The sequence below is a fragment of the Candidatus Omnitrophota bacterium genome, assembly GCA_040755155.1.
Lineage (GTDB): Bacteria > Hinthialibacterota > Hinthialibacteria > Hinthialibacterales > Hinthialibacteraceae > JBFMBP01.
In genome coordinates this window covers 110,860-130,561 of the sequence record JBFMBP010000037.1, presented here as the reverse complement: position 1 = coordinate 130,561, position 19,702 = coordinate 110,860, and the positions used below count along the sequence as shown (strand labels likewise).

Sequence of the window (19,702 nt, the reverse complement as noted above, 5' to 3'; positions counted from 1 at the left end):
ATAGAATAAATTATGAAAATATTTGCATATTTACATGGCTACAATCCTTGCCGCACAAAAAAGCGCAACCTCAAAAATATCCAATGGTTACGCCTAGTATTCCGATTATTTCTTTAGGAACTTCGGACTAAACAAAAAAATCCTGCCGTAAGGAGGCTCCTATCATGACAGACCGCCGTCAGTTTATTCAATCCATCGCCGCGCTCGCCGCCGCTGCGATGGCGCCGCCACTTTCTTTCGCCGAAGCTGCCGAAAAGAAGAAAGATCGTCTCGGCGATTGGTTGCCTACTCGTCCCTTAGGTAAGACGGGGGAAGCCGTAACGATGCTGGGAATAGGCGGATACCATTTCGGCGACGCCAGCGAGAAAGACGCCCAGGAATTGATGGAAGCGGCGTTGGAGGGCGGCGTGCGCTTTTTTGACAACGCCGTGCAATACCAAAACGGCGGCTCGGAAGAACGCATGGGAAAATTGTTGACGCCCAAATACCGCGACGTGATTTTCCTCATGACCAAATCGACGGAAAAGACCGGCGAAAAAGCATTGCAAGACCTGGAAAATTCGCTGCGGCGATTGAAAACGGAATACGTCGATCTGTGGCAGATTCACGGCCTCGAAAGTCCCGAAGACGCCGACGAGCGTCTGGCCAACGGCGTGCTGGATACGGCGCTGAAAGCGAAAGAAAGCGGCAAGGTCCGCCATATCGGTTTCACCGGCCATATGACGTATAAAGCTCATTTGCGCATGTTGGAACGGACGAAAGAGAACAATCCATTCTCAACCTGCCAAATGCCCATCAACGTCATCGATCCCAGCTATGAAAGTTTCAGCCTCAACGTGCTGCCCCAATTGACGGAGTGTGGAATCGGGGCGCTGGCGATGAAGACGCTGGCGTTCGGGCGCTTGATTACTATCGGCAAAGAGGGATCGCGAGTCATCCCTGACCGTCTCAGCGTGGAGGAAGCGCTGCATTTCGTATGGTCGCTGCCCATCAGCTGCCTGATAACGGGAGCGGTGAGCGCCAAGGAGATCAAAGAAAAAATCGCATACGCGCGTTCCTTCAGCGCGATGGATAAGGAGAAGCGGGAAAAATTGATCGCCAAAGTCTCCGATCTCGCAGGCAAGGAAAGAGAATGGTACAAGGCGTAGATTGTAGGATGGGTCGCGCCGTTTAACCCATCATTTGTTATAACCAAGAAAAACGATGGGTCAAAAAACGCGACCCATCCTACTTCATGCAACGAATCATTTTTGGGGAATAATTCTCGCGGGAACGCCGACTGCCGTGACGCTGTCGGGAAGATCGCCGATCACCGCCGCGCCTCCGCCGACGATGACGTTTCTTCCGATTTTCAGATTAGGCAGAACCACGGCTCCAATGCCGATTTGGGTTCCGTCGCCGATGACGACGGTTCCCCCTAAACGGGCGCCGGGAGAGATATGAACGTTGTCTCCAACGATGCAATCGTGATCGACGCTGCATGAAGTGTTGAGAATGGCGTTTTCGCCGATACGCGCGCCGCAATTCACTACTACTCCCGCCATGACGGCGGTTCCATCTCCTATGACAACGTCGCGGGCGATAATAGCGGCGGGATGCATCGTCGCGGCGAGTCGAAAGCCTTGGGCGCGGAGAAGAGCGGCTTTCTCTTCGCGGATGCGATTGTTCCCGATGCCGACAATGCCCGTGAGTACGCCCTGCTCTTTCAATCGCGCTAGTTCATCCGGCGCATAGCGAATAGGGACGCCCATGACCAGACCGCCCGATTTGGCGGGATCGTCGTCCAGACAGACAGCGACCTCTACGCCGTTCAGACGCAGGATATCGATGATGACCTTGGCATGGCCGCCGGAACCATAAAGGAAAACGCGTTCGGGAACGTTTTTCATGCGGTTTCATCCCGTTCCAGGAGTAGTATGGCTAAATCGAGCAACGCTTCGAGCAGGGAAGCGGATAGGATGGGAGAAGCCTTTGGATGGACGGCGCGCCAGCCGATGCGGTCCGGCGCGGCTTCCGGCGTAAGAGTGGGAGAATAATGGCTGTATTCCTGAATGATTTTCAATAAATCTTCGATACTGGGCAAGAGGATCAAATGGGGATCGTCTCTCCAATTTTTTATTAGAATCGCATCCTTTTCAAGCAGGGGAATGTCCGCGTATTCGTCCGCCAGCGCCAGCGCGTCTTCATAGTAACCCAAAACAAGGCCGATTTGTCCCCGGTAGCAGATCCAATCTCCGAAATCCGGTTCGATCGGAATACCGCGCTGCTGGCTCAATGTTTTTAAACGTTGATATTTGGGAAGAAGCTCATAGGTGAAGTTCATAGGCGCTATTCATCCACGTGGAAGGGCGGTTGTGCAAAATCTAAATCCCCGAAGACTTCGGCGCCGTATTTGAAAATTTCCGTCTGCGGATCTTTCCAGGCGTTTTGGGGTAAGCCCGCCTTGGTGCAGGTGGCGTTTAGGAAGGTGGTTACGTCCCATCGATGCTCCGAAGCGACTTGCGGCAGAAGCGTGCCGGAGCGATGCATCCCCCCGCCTGCGCGTCCCCGAATTTGCAGGCCATGCTCGCCGATGACGATTTCGGAAATGTCCTTGACCGGCTCCAGCGGCGTCAATACGGATATTTGAATATCGATCTCCGGCAATTCAACCAGAGCGACGGGACTGAAGCGGAAATCGTGGCGGGCCGATTCCATCGCCATGACGGCGATGAGCCGCGCTAACGGAATTCCGTCGGATTCGAAGCGTCCCAAACATCCCCGCAGTTCGCCGCGATGTTTTAACGTTACGAAAACGCCCCGCTCTAATGTCAACGGCGGAGACGGAGTTTCCGGCGAATAGGCTTTATTATGCAATCCGGCATGGATGCTTTCGCGGGCGATGCGCAGCAGTTGTTTTCTGTCGGCGTCGGAAAATATCTTAGGCTTCATGGAGAAACCTCGATGGCTGGCTTGCCGCTTGATGCCCCGTAAATAGCGAACGCTCCATAGCCCACCACGCGGTCGCGTTCGCCGTGAGGGCTGTCGCCGCTGTTGCGGTAATGCAGCGTTTTCGCTTTTGTTGCGCCTAGTTCCACGGCGGCTTCGATGGCCGTCATCATGGCGGCGGAACCGCACATCACGCAATGCAAATCCTTGACGCGCTCCGAAGATAATCTGTCCAACTCTTTATATATAACGTCCGGTTTTAGGGATTCCATGCTTTTCAGCATGGCCTGGTCGATGCGGTTAGCGTCGTCGTAAGGGGGATAGTGAGTCATGTCTGAAGAGACGACGATGAGGATTTTTTTGGAAGATTGGCGTAAAACCCCCGCAATTTTATGGCCGATAGAGCGGCATAAGGACGGCTCCAGGCGGGTAATTAAAATCGTCGCGATTTTCGCTTGGGGAAAGACGGTTTGGATAAAGGGAAGATTGACTTCGATCGAATGTTCGCCAAGATACGGCCTGATATCCGCCTGAATGGGCGGCCCCTCCGCCAACAGCGCGGAAACGAGATCGCCATCGATGAAAACGGAGCCTAACGGCGTCTCGAACGCTTTTCCGTCGAAGACGCAGCCGCCTTCGGCGCCGTGATGAGCCAACGCGATCGCCAGCACCGTATCGGGGGATTGGTTTTGAATATGACGGAACGAATACCCCGCAATCGGCCCGGAAAAAACGTATCCCGCATGAGGCGACAAGACCGCTAGCACCGGCTCTTCGCTGGGTTCGATGGCCGCTTCGTTCAAGTAATCCTTGACGTCGTCGGCGAGAATTTTGGAATTGGCCGGATAAAAGCGTCCTGCGGCGTTTGGCTTCAAAATCGTCATGAATCAACCTTCACTCCGCTTAATTTGATTCGCGAACCATTTCTCTATGACATTCGGAATTGTTCTCTCGCCCTTTGAGAAAGGGATTGGGTGAGGGAGATTTTGAAACAATCCCAATCCGTAAAACCAAATGTCATAATCTACTCCTATTGTAAACGCAAATAGCGTAAAAGGAAACGGAAAACAATGGTTTCCGCCTTCTTATACGCTTGATGCACAAACGGTGGAAAGGTGGGGAGGGTGAGCCTCTTGGCGAACCATCGTCTCTATGCGGGTCGGCGGGAGCCTCGCCCCAATGCCATTAAGTTAAGGTTAATATAATTTTCTTTATCAAAAAAAGGACGCATATTAGCAAGAATTGATTGAGCTTCCCCTCACCCTAACCCTCTCCCAGAGGGCGAGGGAACTTAAAAGCAACAATCTAAATGCAGACTGGTATTAGTCAAATCGCCGCTTTGATCGATTTCCATTCGCCGCTCGTGAAGCGAAGAACCGTCAATAGGAGTTGGACGGCGGGCGCCATGCCCCAAGCCAGCCAAACGCCCCAGATATTCATCGATGGTTGATAGGAGAACCATAACGCCAGCGGCAGCATCAGAAACCACTGAGAAAAGATCGTATAGCGCATCGGCGGCTTCGTATCTCCCGCGCCGGACAAAGCGCCGCTCGCCACGATGGAAACGCAATTGCAGAATTGCTCCAAAGCGATGAAGCGCATAGCCGCGTTCGCTAGGGAAATTACTTCTGGAACATCGGTGAATAAGCGGACGATTCGCGCGGGAAACAAAAAAAGCAAGAGGCTCAGAAATCCGAAAATCAAAACGCAGAACTTGATCGATGTCCATCCGTAGCCTTCCGCTTCTTCGAGATTGTTGGCGCCGATGCTCTGGCCGACAAGTGCGGAGACCGCCGCTTGGATGGCGAGAGCGGGCATGATGGCCAACATGCGCACCTGAAAGCCGATGGAGGCTACGGCCACTGCCGCCGTTCCCGCCGATGTGGAAGCGAGAATGGCGAAAAAAACAATGCGGGCGCCGTTGCGGAAGAAGCCGGAAAAACCCGACGGCAGGCCGATGCTCAATAGACGAGTTATTAGGTCTTTTTGCGCGGGCAAATCCCAGATTAACCTCACTTCGCGGGAGGGAAGGGACAATATCGCCAAAGCCCAGGCGGCTCCCAGCGCCCGCGCCATAATGGTTCCCAAAGCGATGCCCTTGACTCCCAAAGCGGGAATGAAGCTCAGGCCGAATACGAAAACGTAATCCAATCCTATATTCAAAACGTTAATGACCGATGTGATCTTCAGCGGCGTCTTCGTATCGCCCAGTGCGCGGAAAACGGCGTTGACGGAATAATTGATCATCAAGAAGACGACGCCGCCCATGAGGATGCGCAAGTAAGCCGACCCTTGAATCAGAACATCGCCCTCCGCGCCCAAAAGCAGCAGGCTGGGACTAGCCAACGCCGCGCCGATGACGCCGAGAATCAAACCCGAGATAACCGCCAGCCGCAGCGATTGCGTCGCCGCCGCGGAAGCCATATCGCAGCGTCCCGCCCCGAAATATTGAGCTACCAGAGTGATGGTCCCGGTGGTTATCGCCAACGTGCCGATCATGAGCACGAGAAAAATCTGGCGGGAAAATCCGACGGCGGCCACGGCGTCGCTGCCCAAAAAGCCGGAAAAATAGATATCCGCCAAGCCTACGGTCGTTTCCAGAATGGCGTAGACGATGGTAGGCCAGGAAATTTCCCAAAGCCGCCGCAACAAGCGGGCGTCGAAAAATGGGGATTTCATAATATCTCTATCATCAACTCATATTGCGGATCTGGGAACGCGGGCGTCTTCGCCCGCAATGTTTTTCCCATTGGCGGCCGGGACGTCCGCGCTCCCAGGCGGCCATATTGATTAAATAATCCTATCATAATCGTCCAATTCGTATGTCCAAACCTTCTCCCCGCAAAACCGTTCGCCTTCGGGGCAGATCGGTTTTTGGTTGGACAGCAGCCGCAGCGAACAAGGGGGTAATAGGTATTTTCCAATTAGGGGATTGGTCTGGCAAATTTGCCGCGCTTCGTCCAGCGAGGCCCGCCAGATTTCTTCCTGGGCGTTATAGCACAATCGCATGGCGAGTTTGTGGCGCAGGTTGAGCAGATCGGCCGATTCCGTAAAGCGTACGGCGGCGGCGTTGGGCAGAAGGTATTGAACGAATTCGTCCTCGACTCCCCATCGCTGCAATTGGCGGATGGCGTCCCATGTCCGTTCCATCGTCTCGGCGTATTCGTAGAGTACGCCGTCGTCCATCTTGATTAGTTCCGGCGTGATGAAGTCGGGATCGCCGGTCAGATGCGCGGCGAGGATGGGGCGGGAGGCGGGCGTCATGCGGTGGCGCTGATCCTGAGAATCCGCCGTATGGCTGATTTTTTTGCGGAACGTATAGGACGGATGAAACAGGCAGCGCGTCAATTTTGCCATTGTGGTCAGGTTGAGCGACTCACCCAGCAGGCGGTTGCGTTCGGGATCGAGGGCCACGCCGATGGCTTCTTCATCGGACATCGTTTGGCGGGGGCGGCCTAGAACCTCGCGCACGGAATCGGCCAGCAAGGCTTCGTTTTTTGGTTTGCAATCTACTAGTTTGGAGACGCGGCCTTCGAGGCTGGCGTCGAATTCGGCGATGAATTGGGCGGCGAATCCCGCGCCGGCGCCGTTGCGAAGACAATCCCATTCGGGAAGCGTCTCCGGCTCCAGCGGTTCTTCCAGGATGGCTTCAAACTTGGGTTCGGCTTTCAAGAGGGCTTGAATCATCTTCTCGGCGACGATGCGCTGTTCCAGCGGGGCGTCTTGCTGCTGGCAGAGCCGCCAATAGCGCATAAGCGTAACGGCGCTGATCGTGTGATAGAGATAGGAAAACGTAGCGACGGGAAGAACGTAGCGGGCGATTTCCTGGGCTTTTTTCTTGACATCGCCGCGGAATCTCGCTTTATCGAGAGGACGCTTGGGAAAACGCCGGACGTATTGCTCCTCCGCCAACGGCATGAGCCGCGCCGTCAGCGAACGGTAGCGATCCATCTGAAAGGCGATAGTCTCTTCGTAAAGGGAAAGCGCCTGGCCGCTCAACGGCGGTATGGCGGCGCAGCCGGATTTGACCTCCACGTAGCGTTGGCTTGCTTGTTCCGAGTTGTAAAAAGGATGGGAGTGGAGGAACGACCACAGAAAATGGCGCGAGACGCGATCGAGGGCGAATTGATAATGGGCGTGCTGCAAGGTGGTATGATGCCCGGCGCGGTAGAGGCTTTGGGCGAGAAAATCCCAACGGTCGCCGATATCTTGTTCGGAAACAATGCCCTTGGAGGAATAGCAGGTTCTCGCGGCGGCCAGAAAATTTTCATAAGCCCCATCGAAGCGCTTGACTAACTCCACCACGGGTTCTGGAGATAAAAAACGCGCTTTCATGCCTCAACCCTTTTCCTTTTAATCAATTCACAACCTTTGTAGGGTAGATCAAACGAAGCGATCCCCGCCAGTTCTCCTTACGGCAGCAAGTAGCCCTTCAAATCCTTCAGCGCTGGCTTCTTATCCGGCTGCTTGTCCTCCGCCGCCGGTTTTTCGCTTGTTGCGGCTTGCGCTGGAGGCGTTGGCGGCTCGCGGCGCGGAGCCTGGGCGCAGGAAGCGTAAAAGAAGCTCAGGATCAGAAGAACTAGCCAAGCGGAACGGCGCAAGCGATACTTTATAGGCCTTTTGGACGTTGAAAAAAACATGAACCCTGGTTACCATCCCCACATGAGGATCGATGCGATGAATGCAAAAATAAAAACCGTTTTTATTCTTTTTATGGTCTTTTTCCTTCTCCCCGCTTTGCAGCCGTCTTCAGGCGGCGCGGCTGTAGTTATTACAAAATATGGTCCAAGAGAAGGACGGGCGATCGTTCGGGAATTCGACCGAATTGTAGTAACGATCTTGACGCCGGACAAGCGTCTTTTCCAATATTACGCCCGCGACGTGATGGAAGTCACGGCGGCGGGAAAGGTTCTGATAGGAAGAAAAACTCCTCTGCGCAGCCGTCCACTGGACGACGCCGATCGTTTGGAAAATCTTTGTAATGGTTTGGAAATCAAAATCCTGGAATCCCCCGCCGACAGCGAATGGGTAAAAATTGCTTGTTGGGGAAATTTGGAAGGATGGATTCGGCGCGACGTCCTCGTCGATCGGACGAAATTCGCGGAAGCGGAGAAAAAAGATTCGCTTACCGCCGCGGGCGCCATCAATAACGCCACGCTCTCCGCCGTAGCGGAATCGCTGTCCGCCAGCGAGGCGATCGATGCCGGTTCTACCGATTCGTCCAAAAACGAAGCTACCGGCAAAGAGCAGCCAAAGAATTGAATCCGCGCCGCCTCACCCGACTTTGTTTTGGGAGCGATTGCCGGTTGCTTCATCGATGAAGATCAAAATCTGGAGGAAATTATGAAGTCGCGCCGTTTTGGACGCATGGGCTGGGAACTATCGGAGATTGGCTTCGGCGCCTGGGCGATCGGAGGCATGTGGGGTGATCAAAGCGATTCCGATTCGTTGGCCGCTTTGCAGAAATATATCGACTTAGGCGGCAATTTCATCGATACGGCGCAAGCCTACGGCGAGGGGCGCAGCGAGCGCATTATCGCCAAAGTTCTGAAAGAACGGCGGGAGCGCATCTACGTCGCTACGAAACTTCCTCCCAAGAACTTATTATGGAATCCTCCCTCATGGACGCCTCACGAAAAGGCTTTTCCTGCGTCCTATATCGTTGCGGGAGTGGAAACCAGTTTGAAGAATCTTCAGACGGATTGTCTGGACATCTATCAACTGCATACCTGGTGCGAAACCTGGAATACGGCGGATGAGATATTCGAAGCGGGCGAGAAACTGAAGAAGGACGGCAAAATCCGCGCCTATGGCGTTTCCACGACGGAATCGTTTCCCGAATGCGTCATCGGCGCGCTTCAAACCGGAACGATCGATTCCCTGCAACTCATCTTCAATCTCTTCGAACAGCATCCCCGCGAAACGCTGTTTCCGGTTTGCAAACAGTACGATATCGGAACCATCGTCCGCGTTCCCTTCGACGAAGGTTCCCTGACCGGCAAGTATAAAGGGGATGAAACGTTCGCCGTAGACGATTTTCGCTCGATCTATTTTAGCGGCGGCAATCTGCATGCGACGGTAGAGAGGGTGGAAGCGATTAGGGAATGGGCGCAACGCAACTTGCCCGGAATGCCATTGGCCGAACTCGCTATGAGATGGGTATTGAGTCATGATGAGGCGGATGTAGTTATCCCCGGCATCCGCAACCTCCGGCAAGCCGAGTTGAATACGGCGCCCTCGGATGGAAAGCGGTTGAGTTCCAATCAAATGCGCGAATTGAAACGTTTCGCTTGGCGCCGCAATCCTTGGAAAGAGGCGCTGCCTCCCCTGCGGGAAATTATTGGATAATGGTTGGATGGATAGAGCAATCGAAAAGAAGGGAGAGATCGATTCTCTCCCTTAATATTTTTGGGGATTGTTAGTCTTCTATACGAAGCGCCGCTAAAATTCTATTCGAGAAAAAACGATTTCTTTCTTCGCCCAAAAAAAATATATTATCGATCAGTATATCGATCGTTCTATAGATATATCATGTTTTCTATCGATCGGCTCATAAGGAGTGGAGCGATCTTGGCATTATTAATTATCTGTACAGGTCGGACGAATTGACGAGAACGACATCGTAACCCCGTTTGTTGACGATGGCGTCTTTCATCCTCACTGTTACGACGATATCCGATGGAGCGCCGATATACTCTTCTACCAGTTTCGCATCGGAAATCACGCGAATCGATTCGATCAATCCTTTTGTTTCTTCCCAACCGTCCAGCAGCACGGAATCCCCAACGTGAAATTCTATCTTTCTGTTGAAATCGAGCATTTATCGTCTCCTCTGGCCTATTTCTATTGCCGTATATTTGAGGCGCTTCCTTAATCTCCGTAGAACAAGAATTGACAATGAATGACAACTAGGTATAATTATAATCGTGTTGGACAGCGAAAGCAAGTTTAATAGTAATCTATTTATGAGTCTTTTGAAAAGTTTTTGATTGGAGCATCCCATTCGCTGGATGCGAACGAGAGCCGGTTAGAACCGTAGGGTAGGCTCAAAGCGAAGCGTAGCCAGAAGCGACTCTTAGGTGGCGTTGGCGAAAGTAAATTATTATTCGATTAGAACGAGTTCCGAAAGCCGTGAGAAATATTTCATGGCGTTCGGTTTTATTTTTTGGGGGCGTTTCTCGTGCAAAAGCTATTAACGATAAAAGAAGTCGGCGATCTTCTGCAGGTCAATCAACGCACGATTCTACGGATGATACAAAACGACAAAATACCCGCTACGAAGATCGGCAACCAGTGGCGGTTTCATCCCATCCACTTGGAAAAGTGGGTATTGAATGGGGGCGTGGATGCGAATGGCGGCATGGAAAATGCCTGGGAATTGGAGGAAGAATTTCAGGTCTTTTCCCCAAGCCGGGTATTATTGGATTTGAATGCGGCGTCCGCCGCCGACGCCTTGCGGAAGATGGCCGATCACTTAGCGGACGAAGGCCATTTGCTGCAACGGGACATTTTTTATAACGCCCTGCTAGAGCGAGAAAAAATGTCGACGACCGGCGTTGGGCGCGGCGTGGCGCTTCCCCATGCCTGGCATCCCATCAACGATCTTTTTCGCGTTCCCCTCGTTGTTGCCGCGCGGCTAAAGCAGGCGGTCGATTTCCAAGCCGTAGACGGCCTGCCGGTCGATCTCGTATTTATGCTTTGTTCGCCTAGAAACCGGCTTCATTTAAAATTGTTGAGCGCCGTCAATTCCATTGTCCGGGAGCCTTTCACGCTGGATTTGTTGCGGCAGGCGATAACGCCGCATGAATTCGTCGGCGTTTTGACCCGCATGGCTCCCGCCATCATCTGCGGATAAAACGAATCCCTTATCTCGAATGATTTTTACCTTTCCTCGTTCGTACTTAACGTCTATTCCTATCCCGCAAGGCGCGAATCGATTAAATTAAAGAAGTTTGGAATGGCGCCGATTTTACAGGGGCGGCCGTTGCTCAGGCGCCGAATTCGTCCAAACGGCGATCGCAGAGGCGAAAGGTATGTCTGTCAAAACGCGGTGGGCCATTCTGTTTTTTTTCACGCCCATTTTTTTCGGTCTTATCTATACGGCCTATTACCGTGCGAGCCGCGACGCCTTCATGAAACGGCTTTCTCAGTCGGGCGTTGTCGCCCTGTTCGATGGGGGGATGGTCGCCAAGGAGGATATCCAGCTGTATTTTCTCACGCCCCCCCTCTACGAAAGCCCCATCTTAACCGCTCTGGAACTGACTCCGGAAGACGTAAATGGATTGGATCGGGAAGATCCGGTTTGGCTTCAATCGCCGACCGGCCAGTTTTTAATCGGCCGCATCGTCCAGCATATCTCCTTAATCCGCTATTTGAATTTGCGTTGGTTGGCGAATAGCATGAATGACGACGGCAAGGAGGTAGAGGAATATCGCCATACATTGATGATGGAATGTATGGAGCAGGATTTGGCTAAAATTACTCCCGATGTTCCTCAAAAAGAAATTCTAGCCTATTACGTCGCCCATCCCGACGATTTTCGCCGGGATGGCAAGCGGTTGACCCGTCACCTCATGATCGAAAACGACGATCCTCCCGATCCGTCGGATCCCTCCAAAACAACGCCCCGCAATATTCTCACCCGCTTGGAAAGCGGAGAGGATTTTTTCGATTTGATCCGTCAGGAATCGCGATCCGAGAGCGTCGACAAAGGCGGAATCTTGGGATGGCACGCGAAAGGGGCGTTTCATGAAGCGTTCGACCGCGCTCTCTGGTCCTTGGAGATCGGAGAAGTTACTGGTCCCATCCGCGTGGGAGAATCGCTTCATTTCATCCAAGCGTTGGATGAGGAACCGGAGGGATTGATTCCCTTTGACGAATGCAAAGAGGCGATTCGCGAAAAACTGGTAGAGGATAAACGAAAAGTCCATCGTTTCAAGCTTCTCGGTCTTTCGAGCGAAGGCTTATCGCCGGCGTTGCGGAATGTGGACGGCTCCTCTCCCGAATCCGTTTCCAACGAGGATTACCGCAAAGCGTTGCTGCAAGCGGCTTATGCCAGAGAATGGGACAAGAATGTCGATGTCGTGCGCAAGACGAACGCCTTCGCCCGCTATCGCCATGCGGACCTCTTGTTCCGCATTGAAATGAAACAATTCCAAGACTCGCCCCACCACACAGCCAAAAGCCTGTTGGAGCGTATTCATTTTCGTTATCTGGTCAAAATGGATACGATATCCCCCGGCGCGTGATAGGGAGACTGGTGAACTGGGAGACTGGGAGACTGGGAGACTGGGAGACGTTGGTGGCTACGCTTCGCTTTTATCTCACTCTATATGATTCATCATTCATCATTCATCATTGTTTTTCCGCTTCGCCGTTTCCGCCTTCGAGAAGCTCGATCACGTGTTTGACTTCCATCTTCAAGCCGCGTTCGCGGACGCCGTAGCCAAGTTGCAGCAGGCAGCCGGGATTGGCGGTAACGAGAAGATCGGCGCCGGTTTTTTCGATGTTATTCATCTTGCGGTCCAGAATCTTCATCGCCATGCCGTGATGGGTGATGTTGTATAAACCGGCGCTGCCGCAGCACCACTCCGATTCCGGCAGTTTCAACAGTTCTACGCCCGGCGTTTCGCGGATAAGTTTTTTGGGTTGCTCCCAAACCTGTTGGGCGTGGCAGAGGTGGCAAGGTTCGTCATAAATAACCTTGCGGTTGGGTTGGGACGAGGTTGAACCGGCGTAGTGGGGCCAGGCGGCGAGGAATTCCGTGATTTCACGCACTTTTTTGCTAAAAGTTTTCGATTTTTCCTTGTATTCTTCGTCATCTTCGAAAATCTCTTCGTATTCCTTCAAGGCGGCGGCGCAGGCGGCGCAGTCGGTGACGATATAATCGACGTTCAGCGTTGCGAAAAGATCGATATTGAATTTCATCATCTTGAAGGCTTTGTGCTTGAAGCCTTCCGACATCGAAGGCGCGCCGCAGCAGCGGATGGCTTTCGGCGTCAAGACGGCGCAACCGCTGCGCGTGAGAACTTTGATGGTGGCGGTGGTGGTTTTATTGAAAAGAAGGCTCATCATACAGCCGAGAAAATAGCCCACCCGCGCTTTCTCTTCCCCTTGGGCGGGAACCATATCCGGCAGGGTTTTGCGGAACGGCGCAGTCAATCCGTCCGGCGTCAAAGCTTCCATCATGCGCAGGCGGCTGGGTAAAAGTTTGAATATGCCAATACGGCGCAAAAAGGCTCGCAATCCACTTTTTTGATAGAGCCGCAATGGAAAAGCCGCCCATTCCAGCCGCCAATGGCGCATGAAGAGCCAGCCGAAAAGAAAGTGGCGAAACAGTTTGGTTATCGGATTGCGGCGCAGATTCTGCTCCGCCTGGGAACGGGCCGACTCGATCAGGTAGCCGATGCGTACGCCGGAAGGACAGGCGGTTTCGCAGGCGCGGCAATCCAAGCAGAGAAACATCTGATTGGCGAAGTTGGGGCTGAGTTCCAGCTTGCCGTCGGCCACGGCGCGGACCAGGGCGGCGCGGCCCCGAGGCGAGGCGCGCTCGATTTTCATTTCGGTGTAAGTGGGGCAGTGGGGAAGGCACATGCCGCACCGCACGCAATTCAGTATTTTGTCGTAATCGGGTATATTCACCCCCTCGAAATATCCCATATTCAAGGGGCGTTGCAGTTCTTCGGGATGGAATGGCGCGTTCATTGGATTTCCTGTTCGATGGATAGTTCGCTTTAACTTATGATCTTACAAAGAGGGGCATGAAAAAACAATGAGGAATGATGAATGATGAGTGATGAATGATGATCTCTTACCGAGGAAAGGTTCTCGAAGAAAGCAGGAAGAAATGTAGAAGAGCCATCCTGGCTCTTTGTTTCTCCTTTCAAGAGGCTGTAAGCCTCTTCTACTCTGGTATTTCATAAGAGCATCCCACACGCGGATCGCGGGCTAAATCGGGAAGAAACTGGGTAAAACAGGCGTCTCGCCTGTCATCCTATTGCAGGCGAGACGCCTGCTTTACCCACTAATAACGCTTACAAAAAGTGTTTCAGAAAAGAAATGAGGAGGATGGGGAAATCGCAGGGCAGGAAAAACCTTGCCCTTGCCACCCGTCTTATTGTTAAAATACGAATACGGGGAGGGCGAATCTCCTGATGAGCCTCCCTTTCAAAAAAGCATGGAATGATCCTTCGGCGGATGGACGCCGATATGTTCGTAAGCAAGGCGGGAAAGCACGCGCCCCATCGGCGTGCGGTTAAGAAAGCCTTCCTGGATGAGAAACGGTTCGTAAACCTCTTCCAATGTGGCCTCATCTTCGCCCAGCGCGATGGCGATGGTTTTCAGCCCTACAGGGCCGCCGCCGAATTTTTCTGCGATAGTGGAGAGGATCATGCGGTCCATCTGATCCAGCCCGGCGGCGTCGATGCCCAGCATCTCCAAAGCTTCCTTGGCTACGGCGGGAGTGATTTTCCCATCCGCCTTCACCTGGGCGTAATCCCGAACGCGCCGCAGCAGCCGGTTGGCGACGCGCGGCGTGCGGCGGGAACGGTTGGACAATTCCGCCAGCCCATCCGGATCGTAAGGGATGTTAAGAATGCGGGCGGAGCGCAGGAGAATTTGATAAATGTCTTCCGTTTCGTAAAAATTGAGACGGCACTGAATCCCGAAGCGGTCGCGCAACGGGCCGGTCAACATGCCCGACCGCGTCGTGGCGCCAACAAGCGTGAAATGGGGCAGGTCGATTTTGACCGATTTGGCGTGCGGCCCTTCGCCGATCATAATGTCGAAAAAGAAATCCTCCATCGCCGGATAAAGGCATTCTTCCACCACTCGGTTCAGGCGGTGAATCTCGTCGATAAAGAGGACGTCGCCCGGCTGCAATTCCGTGAGGATGCCCGCCAGATCGGCTTTACGTTCGATCACCGGCCCCGCCGTGGCGCGGATTCCCACGCCCATTTCCTGGGAGACGATATGAGCCAGCGTGGTTTTCCCCAATCCCGGCGGTCCGGAGAGAAGCACATGATCCAGCGCCTCTCCCCGCTTCACGGCGGCGGCGATGCAGATGGCGAGTTTTCTTTTAGCTTCTTCCTGGCCGATGAAATAGGTAAGTTGCTGAGGACGAAGGCTGGCGGCGTCTTCCGTCTCTGCGGCTTCGAGTTTGGGATCGATGAGGCGATGCGGGGGATTGTTTTCCATAGGATGTTAATAACAGTCAAATACCTTTAAGGTAAATTGGAATAATGTATGTATTATCATACGAATAGGTCTGTTTTTGACAAAGGTATGCTTGGTCGAGTGGTTTCCTTTTTTACTCACTTCAAAATATCAATGAGCTGATCGGGTGATATTTCGATTTCCCGTAAAATTTCTCGCAATAAAGACCGTGGGATATCGCGTCCGGGGTGATTCGGAACCGATGTAGTTCGGCCATCCGGATGCCGATAGAAAACGTGACTTCCTTTTTGACGTGTGGGAACAAAATCCAATTCGCGCAATGCGCGATCCATTGTTCTGAGTTTGAGTATGGGCAACCGGCTCAAAAGGCGACTTCAATTTGTTGAAGGCCTACAAACTGGGGAATGTATTCGTCGCTTAATTCCTCCAGGCAGAGTTCGAGCACTTCTTTCAGGTTATGATTCAGCTCGTCCAATGTCGCTCCCTCGGTATGGGCGCCTGGAATGCCCGGCACGATTCCAATATATAATTTCGTTTCCTCGTCCCATTCTACATAGGCGGTAAAAGTACGTTTCATTGTTAATTTTCTCCATGCGTTAAAATCTCATTTATACGAAATAATATCAATCTCGCAGGATGGGTTTGTAAAATCATGAAACATATTCAAATACGTCCATCGTCATGGATTTTACCGGCTGCGCGTTTCCATGAATCAATTGGCGGATGTTTTCCGTGGTATCGCTGCTAAAAACAGGTTCGCCGCATCGGAGACAGATTCGAGCCGGGATATTTTCCACCAACGCCGGATGTTCTCCGATCATGAAAATTTCCTGCGCCGTCCCATCGCGGCATTCCGTCGATCCGCAAATATGGCATTGGAATATGATTATTTTTATGAGCCTCTTGCAAAACTATATTATTCCTCCCCCAAGCTTGGGGGAGGTTAGGAGGGTGTTGAGATAAGTCTAACAAAATCAACCCCCCTCTAACTCCCCCCAAGCTTGGGAGGAGAATTGAAAAGAAAATTATACCATTTTTGCAAGAACCTCTTATTTCAATAGAAACTTGCGCATTGCGCTATTCGCTAATAGCGAACTGAAATTCTTTGGTGTTTTGAACGACTTTCGACGCCCTTAAAATCTCAAGGCTGACAATTTCGTTATCATATCCCAAATCGGCGATGACGCCCGGACGCAATTCATCGCTTTCCTTTACCGGGACTTCTCGAAAGTAGATAGTCAGAGAGTCGGTTTCGCGATCATAAGTGACTTTCATGGTTATAAACCTTTTAATAGTATTCAATTCGGGATGTTTTATATACGGTAATAACCGTAATTTCCCGATCAGTCTCTTTGATAACGGCGCGAAGCAACATCTCCTATTGTAATAGTGTATCATAATATCGCCGCATAAGAATCATACGTTGTAAATCTCCTTCAACGCGATATTCCGGATGCTGGAGCGTCTTTTCTACTTCCGCCCTCTCGATGTCGCGATAGGCGATTTTTTGAAGGGCATGCGATGTCCAACGAATCTTTTACAATGCTTTTCCTTGCTTCAAATGAGATTATTGAAAAAAACAGAATTTATATTGAAAGAAATATTGTTTTTGATATTCAATGAATGGAATTATTTCTCATCCCGCCAGTTTAACCGCCGCGTCGATGGCGTCCAATAGCGAGCGTTCGGAAGCTTTGCCGGTTCCCGCCAGATCGAAGGCGGTGCCGTGATCGACGGAGGTTCGGATGATGGGCAAACCCAGCGTTACGTTCACGCCCGCGACGGTTTTCCATTCCTGGGTATGGGGATCGAAGGCGAAGTTAGACATTTTGAAGGGAATGTGCCCCTGGTCGTGGTACATGGCGACGACGCCGTCGAATTTGCCGCCCGCCAGCTGGGGATAGATGGAATCGGGCGGATAGGGGCCGTAGGCCGTTATCCCTTCCGCCGAGCATTGCGCGATGGCGGGGCGAATGGCGTCGATCTCTTCGCGTCCGAACAGGCCGCCTTCGCCCGCATGAGGATTGAGGGAGCAGACGGCGATGATGGGACGCTTGCCGTCGATGCGCGTCAGAGCTGCGTCGAACAGACGTATAACGCAGGCGACGCGCTCTTGGGTAATAAAAGAAGAAACGTCTTTTATGGCGACATGGCATGTAACGTGCGTAACGCGGAAGCGTCCCGATATTAACATAAGGCTGAAATCCTTGACGCCGGTTTCATCGGCTAGAATTTCCGTATGGCCGGCGTAATGATGTCCCGCCTGATTCAACGCTTCTTTATGCAAGGGAGCGGTAACGATGGCGTCGATTTGTTTCTCTTTCGCCCATTGGATGGCGCGCACCAGCCAGGCGTAAGCGCAATCGCCGCAAACGGCGTCCACTTGAGCCAAGGGAATCGCGTCGCACAGACGCTCCTCGTCGTTGAAAAGGGCGACTCCTGGCCAGGAGTCGGGAAGATTGCCGTTGCTCCACGTTTGATAGGGAAATGAGGTTTGGGCGAATTGAAAGGCGCGTTCGAGGACGCGCTTCGAACCCACAATCACCGGTTGGCAATGCAACAAAGTTTCGGAATGGCTCAAAGCTTTGGCGATGATTTCCGGTCCTACGCCGGCGGGATCGCCCATCGTTACGGCGAGGCGAGGCTTGATCATGAACATTTACCTATGGGAAAAATTTACAGACTGCATGTTAAGCGTGATAGTCATTTTTCCATAGATTCGCCTTTTTTGCAATTCCCCCCAAAAAATATAAACCAGGGCGGCAATGCTAAGGCATTTCGCATTTCCTTTCCATGTTTCTCTTCTGAAATTCCTCATGAATTGCAGGGTGGATAAAGCGAGGCTCACCCCGCCAATGTCTATGAGAAACATCAGTTTCTGCCTGATATAGGCTGCGAACTACTGGTGGGCGGTTCATCAGGAGATTCGCCCTCCCAGGATTCTCATACCAATCAAAAAGGGAGGGCGAAGATCCTGCTGAGCCGTATTGATGCCATGGTTCGCCAGGAGGTTCGCTTTCCCATCCTTTCCACAGCCATTGCCTCAAACTATAAGATATTTCATATTACCTATTGAACGCGAAATAAGAAAAAAAACGCAACAGGCCGCGCAGCAATAGGCGCGGCCTGTTTGTTGGAAAAAAAGGATAATTATTTCTTGTATTGGGCGGCCATATCGACCAAGGTAACCATTTTGATTTTGTCAGCGTAGCCAGCCTGGCCGAAAGCGATCATGCGGGCTTTGCAGACTTCCTGCATGGCTGCGCGCGCAGGTCCGAGGTATCCGCGCGGATCGAACTCGGCGTTGTTCTCCGCGAAGACTTTGCGGATGGCGCCGGTCATGGCAAGACGGTTGTCGGTGTCAACGTTGATCTTGCGGACGCCGTGCTTGATGCCGCGTTGGATTTCTTCCACCGGCACGCCGTAGGCTTTCTTGATGCCGCCGCCGTATTGGTTGATAAGGTCCACCAATGCTTCGGGAACGGAAGAGGAGCCGTGCATGACAAGATGGGTGTTGGGGAGTTTTTTGTGGATTTCCTCGATGCGGCTGATGGCTAGAATGTCGCCGGTGGGTTTACGGGTGAACTTGTAGGCGCCGTGGCTGGTGCCGATGGCGACGGCCAACGCGTCGACGCCGGTTTGGGCGACGAAATCGACGGCTTGGTCGGGATCGGTGAGCAGGCTCCCTTTGTCCAGTTTGCCTTCAAATCCATGACCGTCTTCTTTATCGCCTTTGCCGGTTTCCAGACTGCCCAAGCAGCCCAACTCGCCCTCGACGCTGACGCCTTTGGCGTGGGCCAGATCGACGACTTTCTTTGTGGTTTCGCAATTGTATTCGAATGTGGCTGGCGTCTTGCCGTCTTCTTTCAGCGAACCGTCCATCATGACGCTGGTGAAGCCGTATTCGATGGCGGATTGGCAGGTGGCGGGGCTGTTGCCGTGGTCTTGGTGCATGACGATAGGAATATTGGGATGCAGTTCCGCCGCTGCGATCATGAGATGACGAAGATAATTATCGTTAGTATACTTGCGGGCGCCCCGGCTGGCCTGAATGATGACCGGGGAATTGGTTTCCACCGCCGCCGCCATAATCGCTTGGATTTGCTCCATGTTGTTGACATTGAAAGCGGCGACGCCATAACCGTTTTCGGCGGCATGGTCTAGCATTACTCTCATAGGAATCAGAGGCATCGATATCTTGCTCCTTTGTCTAAAATTATTGTTATGAAAACAAACCCCGGTTCCTGTATAGGAGTAAGTCTCATTGGCTTGTTTTCATGGATTCAAGATTGAAAAATGTCCGTATTTGCGAAAAGAAACGTAAAAAAACGATTTCATTATTGAATCGATAATAAGAAAACAATATGATAGAAGCGGTCGCCGAGATTTGGGAGAGGGCGGCGAAACGGGCGCTAGGCGCCGCGATGAATCGCCCGGCAATCTCTACGATTAGTTATAAGTTTAACGATATGTTGAAAACTTGGGAATCCCTGCAACTGGATCAAAGGCGGATTCGCGGCGAACCGGCGAAAAACGCTTAGCCGGCGGAGGGGAAACGAGAAAAATGCGGTTTTGGCGGAGAAAATTGCAAACTACTTTG

Annotated in this window: 22 protein-coding genes; 6 read left to right on the top strand and 16 right to left on the bottom strand. The window is 52.3% G+C overall.

Features of this window, described 5'->3' with window-relative positions; genetic code table 11:
- Nucleotides 1-164 precede the first annotated feature (164 nt).
- A complete protein-coding gene (locus AB1656_04765) occupies nt 165-1,148 on the top strand; it encodes an aldo/keto reductase (protein MEW6234678.1) in 984 nt (327 codons plus the stop codon).
- 96 nt (nt 1,149-1,244) lie between these two features.
- Here AB1656_04765 and AB1656_04760 read toward each other — a convergent pair whose 3' ends face one another.
- The 7 genes from AB1656_04760 to AB1656_04730 all read right to left on the bottom strand — a co-directional run bounded on the left by AB1656_04760 (nt 1,245) and on the right by AB1656_04730 (nt 7,568).
- Nucleotides 1,245-1,889, bottom strand: coding sequence for an acetyltransferase (locus tag AB1656_04760; GenBank protein MEW6234677.1), 645 nt, complete (start codon nt 1,887-1,889; stop codon nt 1,245-1,247).
- On the bottom strand, nt 1,886-2,323 hold the full coding sequence (locus AB1656_04755; protein MEW6234676.1) for a hypothetical protein: 438 nt from the start codon (nt 2,321-2,323) through the stop codon (nt 1,886-1,888). Before AB1656_04755 ends, AB1656_04760 begins: the two co-directional genes overlap by 4 nt.
- 5 nt (nt 2,324-2,328) lie before the next feature.
- Nucleotides 2,329-2,931 carry an AmmeMemoRadiSam system protein A gene (gene amrA, locus AB1656_04750; protein ID MEW6234675.1) on the bottom strand — a complete coding sequence of 201 codons (603 nt, stop codon included), beginning with the start codon at nt 2,929-2,931 and terminating at the stop codon, nt 2,329-2,331.
- Nucleotides 2,928-3,812 carry an AmmeMemoRadiSam system protein B gene (gene amrB, locus AB1656_04745; GenBank protein MEW6234674.1) on the bottom strand — a complete coding sequence of 295 codons (885 nt, stop codon included), beginning with the start codon at nt 3,810-3,812 and terminating at the stop codon, nt 2,928-2,930. The genes amrA and amrB overlap by 4 nt, the downstream gene beginning before the upstream one ends.
- A gap of 442 nt (nt 3,813-4,254) precedes the next feature.
- Nucleotides 4,255-5,607 carry an MATE family efflux transporter gene (locus AB1656_04740; GenBank protein MEW6234673.1) on the bottom strand — a complete coding sequence of 451 codons (1,353 nt, stop codon included), beginning with the start codon at nt 5,605-5,607 and terminating at the stop codon, nt 4,255-4,257.
- A 111-nt stretch (nt 5,608-5,718) separates the two neighbouring features.
- Nucleotides 5,719-7,263 carry an FAD-dependent thymidylate synthase gene (locus tag AB1656_04735; GenBank protein MEW6234672.1) on the bottom strand — a complete coding sequence of 515 codons (1,545 nt, stop codon included), beginning with the start codon at nt 7,261-7,263 and terminating at the stop codon, nt 5,719-5,721.
- Nucleotides 7,264-7,340: 77 nt separating this feature from the next.
- Nucleotides 7,341-7,568: a hypothetical protein gene (locus tag AB1656_04730; protein ID MEW6234671.1), complete on the bottom strand. Its 228-nt coding sequence runs from the start codon at nt 7,566-7,568 to the stop codon at nt 7,341-7,343.
- Nucleotides 7,569-7,605: 37 nt separating this feature from the next.
- On the opposite strand from AB1656_04730, the gene AB1656_04725 reads away from it, so the two are divergent.
- Nucleotides 7,606-8,190 (top strand): SH3 domain-containing protein, encoded by a 585-nt coding sequence (locus tag AB1656_04725; protein ID MEW6234670.1) that lies wholly within the window; start codon nt 7,606-7,608, stop codon nt 8,188-8,190.
- 81 nt (nt 8,191-8,271) lie between these two features.
- Nucleotides 8,272-9,276, top strand: a complete 1,005-nt coding sequence (locus AB1656_04720) for an aldo/keto reductase (GenBank protein ID MEW6234669.1) — start codon at nt 8,272-8,274, stop codon at nt 9,274-9,276.
- 235 nt (nt 9,277-9,511) lie between these two features.
- On the opposite strand, the gene AB1656_04715 is transcribed toward AB1656_04720, so the two are convergent.
- Entirely contained in the window at nt 9,512-9,748 is a 237-nt protein-coding gene (locus tag AB1656_04715; protein MEW6234668.1) for a hypothetical protein, read from the bottom strand.
- Between the two features lie 360 nt (nt 9,749-10,108).
- Between AB1656_04715 and AB1656_04710 the strand changes: the two genes are divergently transcribed.
- Together AB1656_04710 and AB1656_04705 are read left to right on the top strand one after the other, a co-directional pair.
- Entirely contained in the window at nt 10,109-10,783 is a 675-nt protein-coding gene (locus AB1656_04710) for a PTS sugar transporter subunit IIA (protein ID MEW6234667.1), read from the top strand.
- Between the two features lie 178 nt (nt 10,784-10,961).
- Nucleotides 10,962-12,176 (top strand): peptidylprolyl isomerase, encoded by a 1,215-nt coding sequence (locus AB1656_04705; GenBank protein MEW6234666.1) that lies wholly within the window; start codon nt 10,962-10,964, stop codon nt 12,174-12,176.
- A gap of 106 nt (nt 12,177-12,282) precedes the next feature.
- On the opposite strand, the gene AB1656_04700 is transcribed toward AB1656_04705, so the two are convergent.
- The 8 genes from AB1656_04700 to fba form a co-directional block, all read right to left on the bottom strand.
- Nucleotides 12,283-13,632 (bottom strand): (Fe-S)-binding protein, encoded by a 1,350-nt coding sequence (locus AB1656_04700; protein MEW6234665.1) that lies wholly within the window; start codon nt 13,630-13,632, stop codon nt 12,283-12,285.
- A gap of 462 nt (nt 13,633-14,094) precedes the next feature.
- Nucleotides 14,095-15,123, bottom strand: a complete 1,029-nt coding sequence (gene ruvB, locus AB1656_04695) for a Holliday junction branch migration DNA helicase RuvB (GenBank protein MEW6234664.1) — start codon at nt 15,121-15,123, stop codon at nt 14,095-14,097.
- Nucleotides 15,124-15,239: 116 nt separating this feature from the next.
- Nucleotides 15,240-15,434, bottom strand: a complete 195-nt coding sequence (locus AB1656_04690) for a type II toxin-antitoxin system HicA family toxin (GenBank protein MEW6234663.1) — start codon at nt 15,432-15,434, stop codon at nt 15,240-15,242.
- Nucleotides 15,435-15,463: 29 nt separating this feature from the next.
- Nucleotides 15,464-15,679, bottom strand: a complete 216-nt coding sequence (locus AB1656_04685; protein MEW6234662.1) for a type II toxin-antitoxin system HicB family antitoxin — start codon at nt 15,677-15,679, stop codon at nt 15,464-15,466.
- A 73-nt stretch (nt 15,680-15,752) separates the two neighbouring features.
- A complete protein-coding gene (locus AB1656_04680) occupies nt 15,753-15,971 on the bottom strand; it encodes a YgiT-type zinc finger protein (protein MEW6234661.1) in 219 nt (72 codons plus the stop codon).
- A 208-nt stretch (nt 15,972-16,179) separates the two neighbouring features.
- Complete coding sequence (locus AB1656_04675) at nt 16,180-16,377, bottom strand: DUF2283 domain-containing protein (GenBank protein ID MEW6234660.1); 198 nt, start codon at nt 16,375-16,377, stop codon at nt 16,180-16,182.
- A 361-nt stretch (nt 16,378-16,738) separates the two neighbouring features.
- On the bottom strand, nt 16,739-17,755 hold the full coding sequence (pdxA, locus tag AB1656_04670) for a 4-hydroxythreonine-4-phosphate dehydrogenase PdxA (GenBank protein ID MEW6234659.1): 1,017 nt from the start codon (nt 17,753-17,755) through the stop codon (nt 16,739-16,741).
- Between the two features lie 497 nt (nt 17,756-18,252).
- Nucleotides 18,253-19,293, bottom strand: a complete 1,041-nt coding sequence (fba, locus tag AB1656_04665) for a class II fructose-bisphosphate aldolase (GenBank protein MEW6234658.1) — start codon at nt 19,291-19,293, stop codon at nt 18,253-18,255.
- Between the two features lie 173 nt (nt 19,294-19,466).
- Here fba and AB1656_04660 point away from each other — a divergent pair, with 173 nt between their 5' ends.
- Nucleotides 19,467-19,643, top strand: coding sequence for a hypothetical protein (locus AB1656_04660; protein MEW6234657.1), 177 nt, complete (start codon nt 19,467-19,469; stop codon nt 19,641-19,643).
- Nucleotides 19,644-19,702: the final 59 nt, after the last annotated feature.

What these genes read in the sequence shown, in the direction of transcription:
- AB1656_04725 (MEW6234670.1), top strand. Translation starts at nt 7,606, where the DNA reads ATGAATGCAAAAATAAAAACCGTTTTTATTCTTTTTATGGTCTTTTTC.
- AB1656_04705 (MEW6234666.1), top strand. Translation starts at nt 10,962, where the DNA reads ATGTCTGTCAAAACGCGGTGGGCCATTCTGTTTTTTTTCACGCCCATT.
- ruvB (MEW6234664.1), bottom strand. Translation starts at nt 15,123, where the DNA reads ATGGAAAACAATCCCCCGCATCGCCTCATCGATCCCAAACTCGAAGCC.
- fba (MEW6234658.1), bottom strand. Translation starts at nt 19,293, where the DNA reads ATGCCTCTGATTCCTATGAGAGTAATGCTAGACCATGCCGCCGAAAAC.
- AB1656_04760 (MEW6234677.1), bottom strand. Translation starts at nt 1,889, where the DNA reads ATGAAAAACGTTCCCGAACGCGTTTTCCTTTATGGTTCCGGCGGCCAT.
- AB1656_04735 (MEW6234672.1), bottom strand. Translation starts at nt 7,263, where the DNA reads ATGAAAGCGCGTTTTTTATCTCCAGAACCCGTGGTGGAGTTAGTCAAG.
- amrB (MEW6234674.1), bottom strand. Translation starts at nt 3,812, where the DNA reads ATGACGATTTTGAAGCCAAACGCCGCAGGACGCTTTTATCCGGCCAAT.
- AB1656_04720 (MEW6234669.1), top strand. Translation starts at nt 8,272, where the DNA reads ATGAAGTCGCGCCGTTTTGGACGCATGGGCTGGGAACTATCGGAGATT.
- AB1656_04740 (MEW6234673.1), bottom strand. Translation starts at nt 5,607, where the DNA reads ATGAAATCCCCATTTTTCGACGCCCGCTTGTTGCGGCGGCTTTGGGAA.
- pdxA (MEW6234659.1), bottom strand. Translation starts at nt 17,755, where the DNA reads ATGATCAAGCCTCGCCTCGCCGTAACGATGGGCGATCCCGCCGGCGTA.
- AB1656_04685 (MEW6234662.1), bottom strand. Translation starts at nt 15,679, where the DNA reads ATGAAACGTACTTTTACCGCCTATGTAGAATGGGACGAGGAAACGAAA.
- amrA (MEW6234675.1), bottom strand. Translation starts at nt 2,931, where the DNA reads ATGAAGCCTAAGATATTTTCCGACGCCGACAGAAAACAACTGCTGCGC.
- AB1656_04690 (MEW6234663.1), bottom strand. Translation starts at nt 15,434, where the DNA reads ATGGATCGCGCATTGCGCGAATTGGATTTTGTTCCCACACGTCAAAAA.
- AB1656_04675 (MEW6234660.1), bottom strand. Translation starts at nt 16,377, where the DNA reads ATGAAAGTCACTTATGATCGCGAAACCGACTCTCTGACTATCTACTTT.
- AB1656_04755 (MEW6234676.1), bottom strand. Translation starts at nt 2,323, where the DNA reads ATGAACTTCACCTATGAGCTTCTTCCCAAATATCAACGTTTAAAAACA.
- AB1656_04730 (MEW6234671.1), bottom strand. Translation starts at nt 7,568, where the DNA reads ATGTTTTTTTCAACGTCCAAAAGGCCTATAAAGTATCGCTTGCGCCGT.
- AB1656_04660 (MEW6234657.1), top strand. Translation starts at nt 19,467, where the DNA reads ATGATAGAAGCGGTCGCCGAGATTTGGGAGAGGGCGGCGAAACGGGCG.
- AB1656_04765 (MEW6234678.1), top strand. Translation starts at nt 165, where the DNA reads ATGACAGACCGCCGTCAGTTTATTCAATCCATCGCCGCGCTCGCCGCC.
- AB1656_04700 (MEW6234665.1), bottom strand. Translation starts at nt 13,632, where the DNA reads ATGAACGCGCCATTCCATCCCGAAGAACTGCAACGCCCCTTGAATATG.
- AB1656_04715 (MEW6234668.1), bottom strand. Translation starts at nt 9,748, where the DNA reads ATGCTCGATTTCAACAGAAAGATAGAATTTCACGTTGGGGATTCCGTG.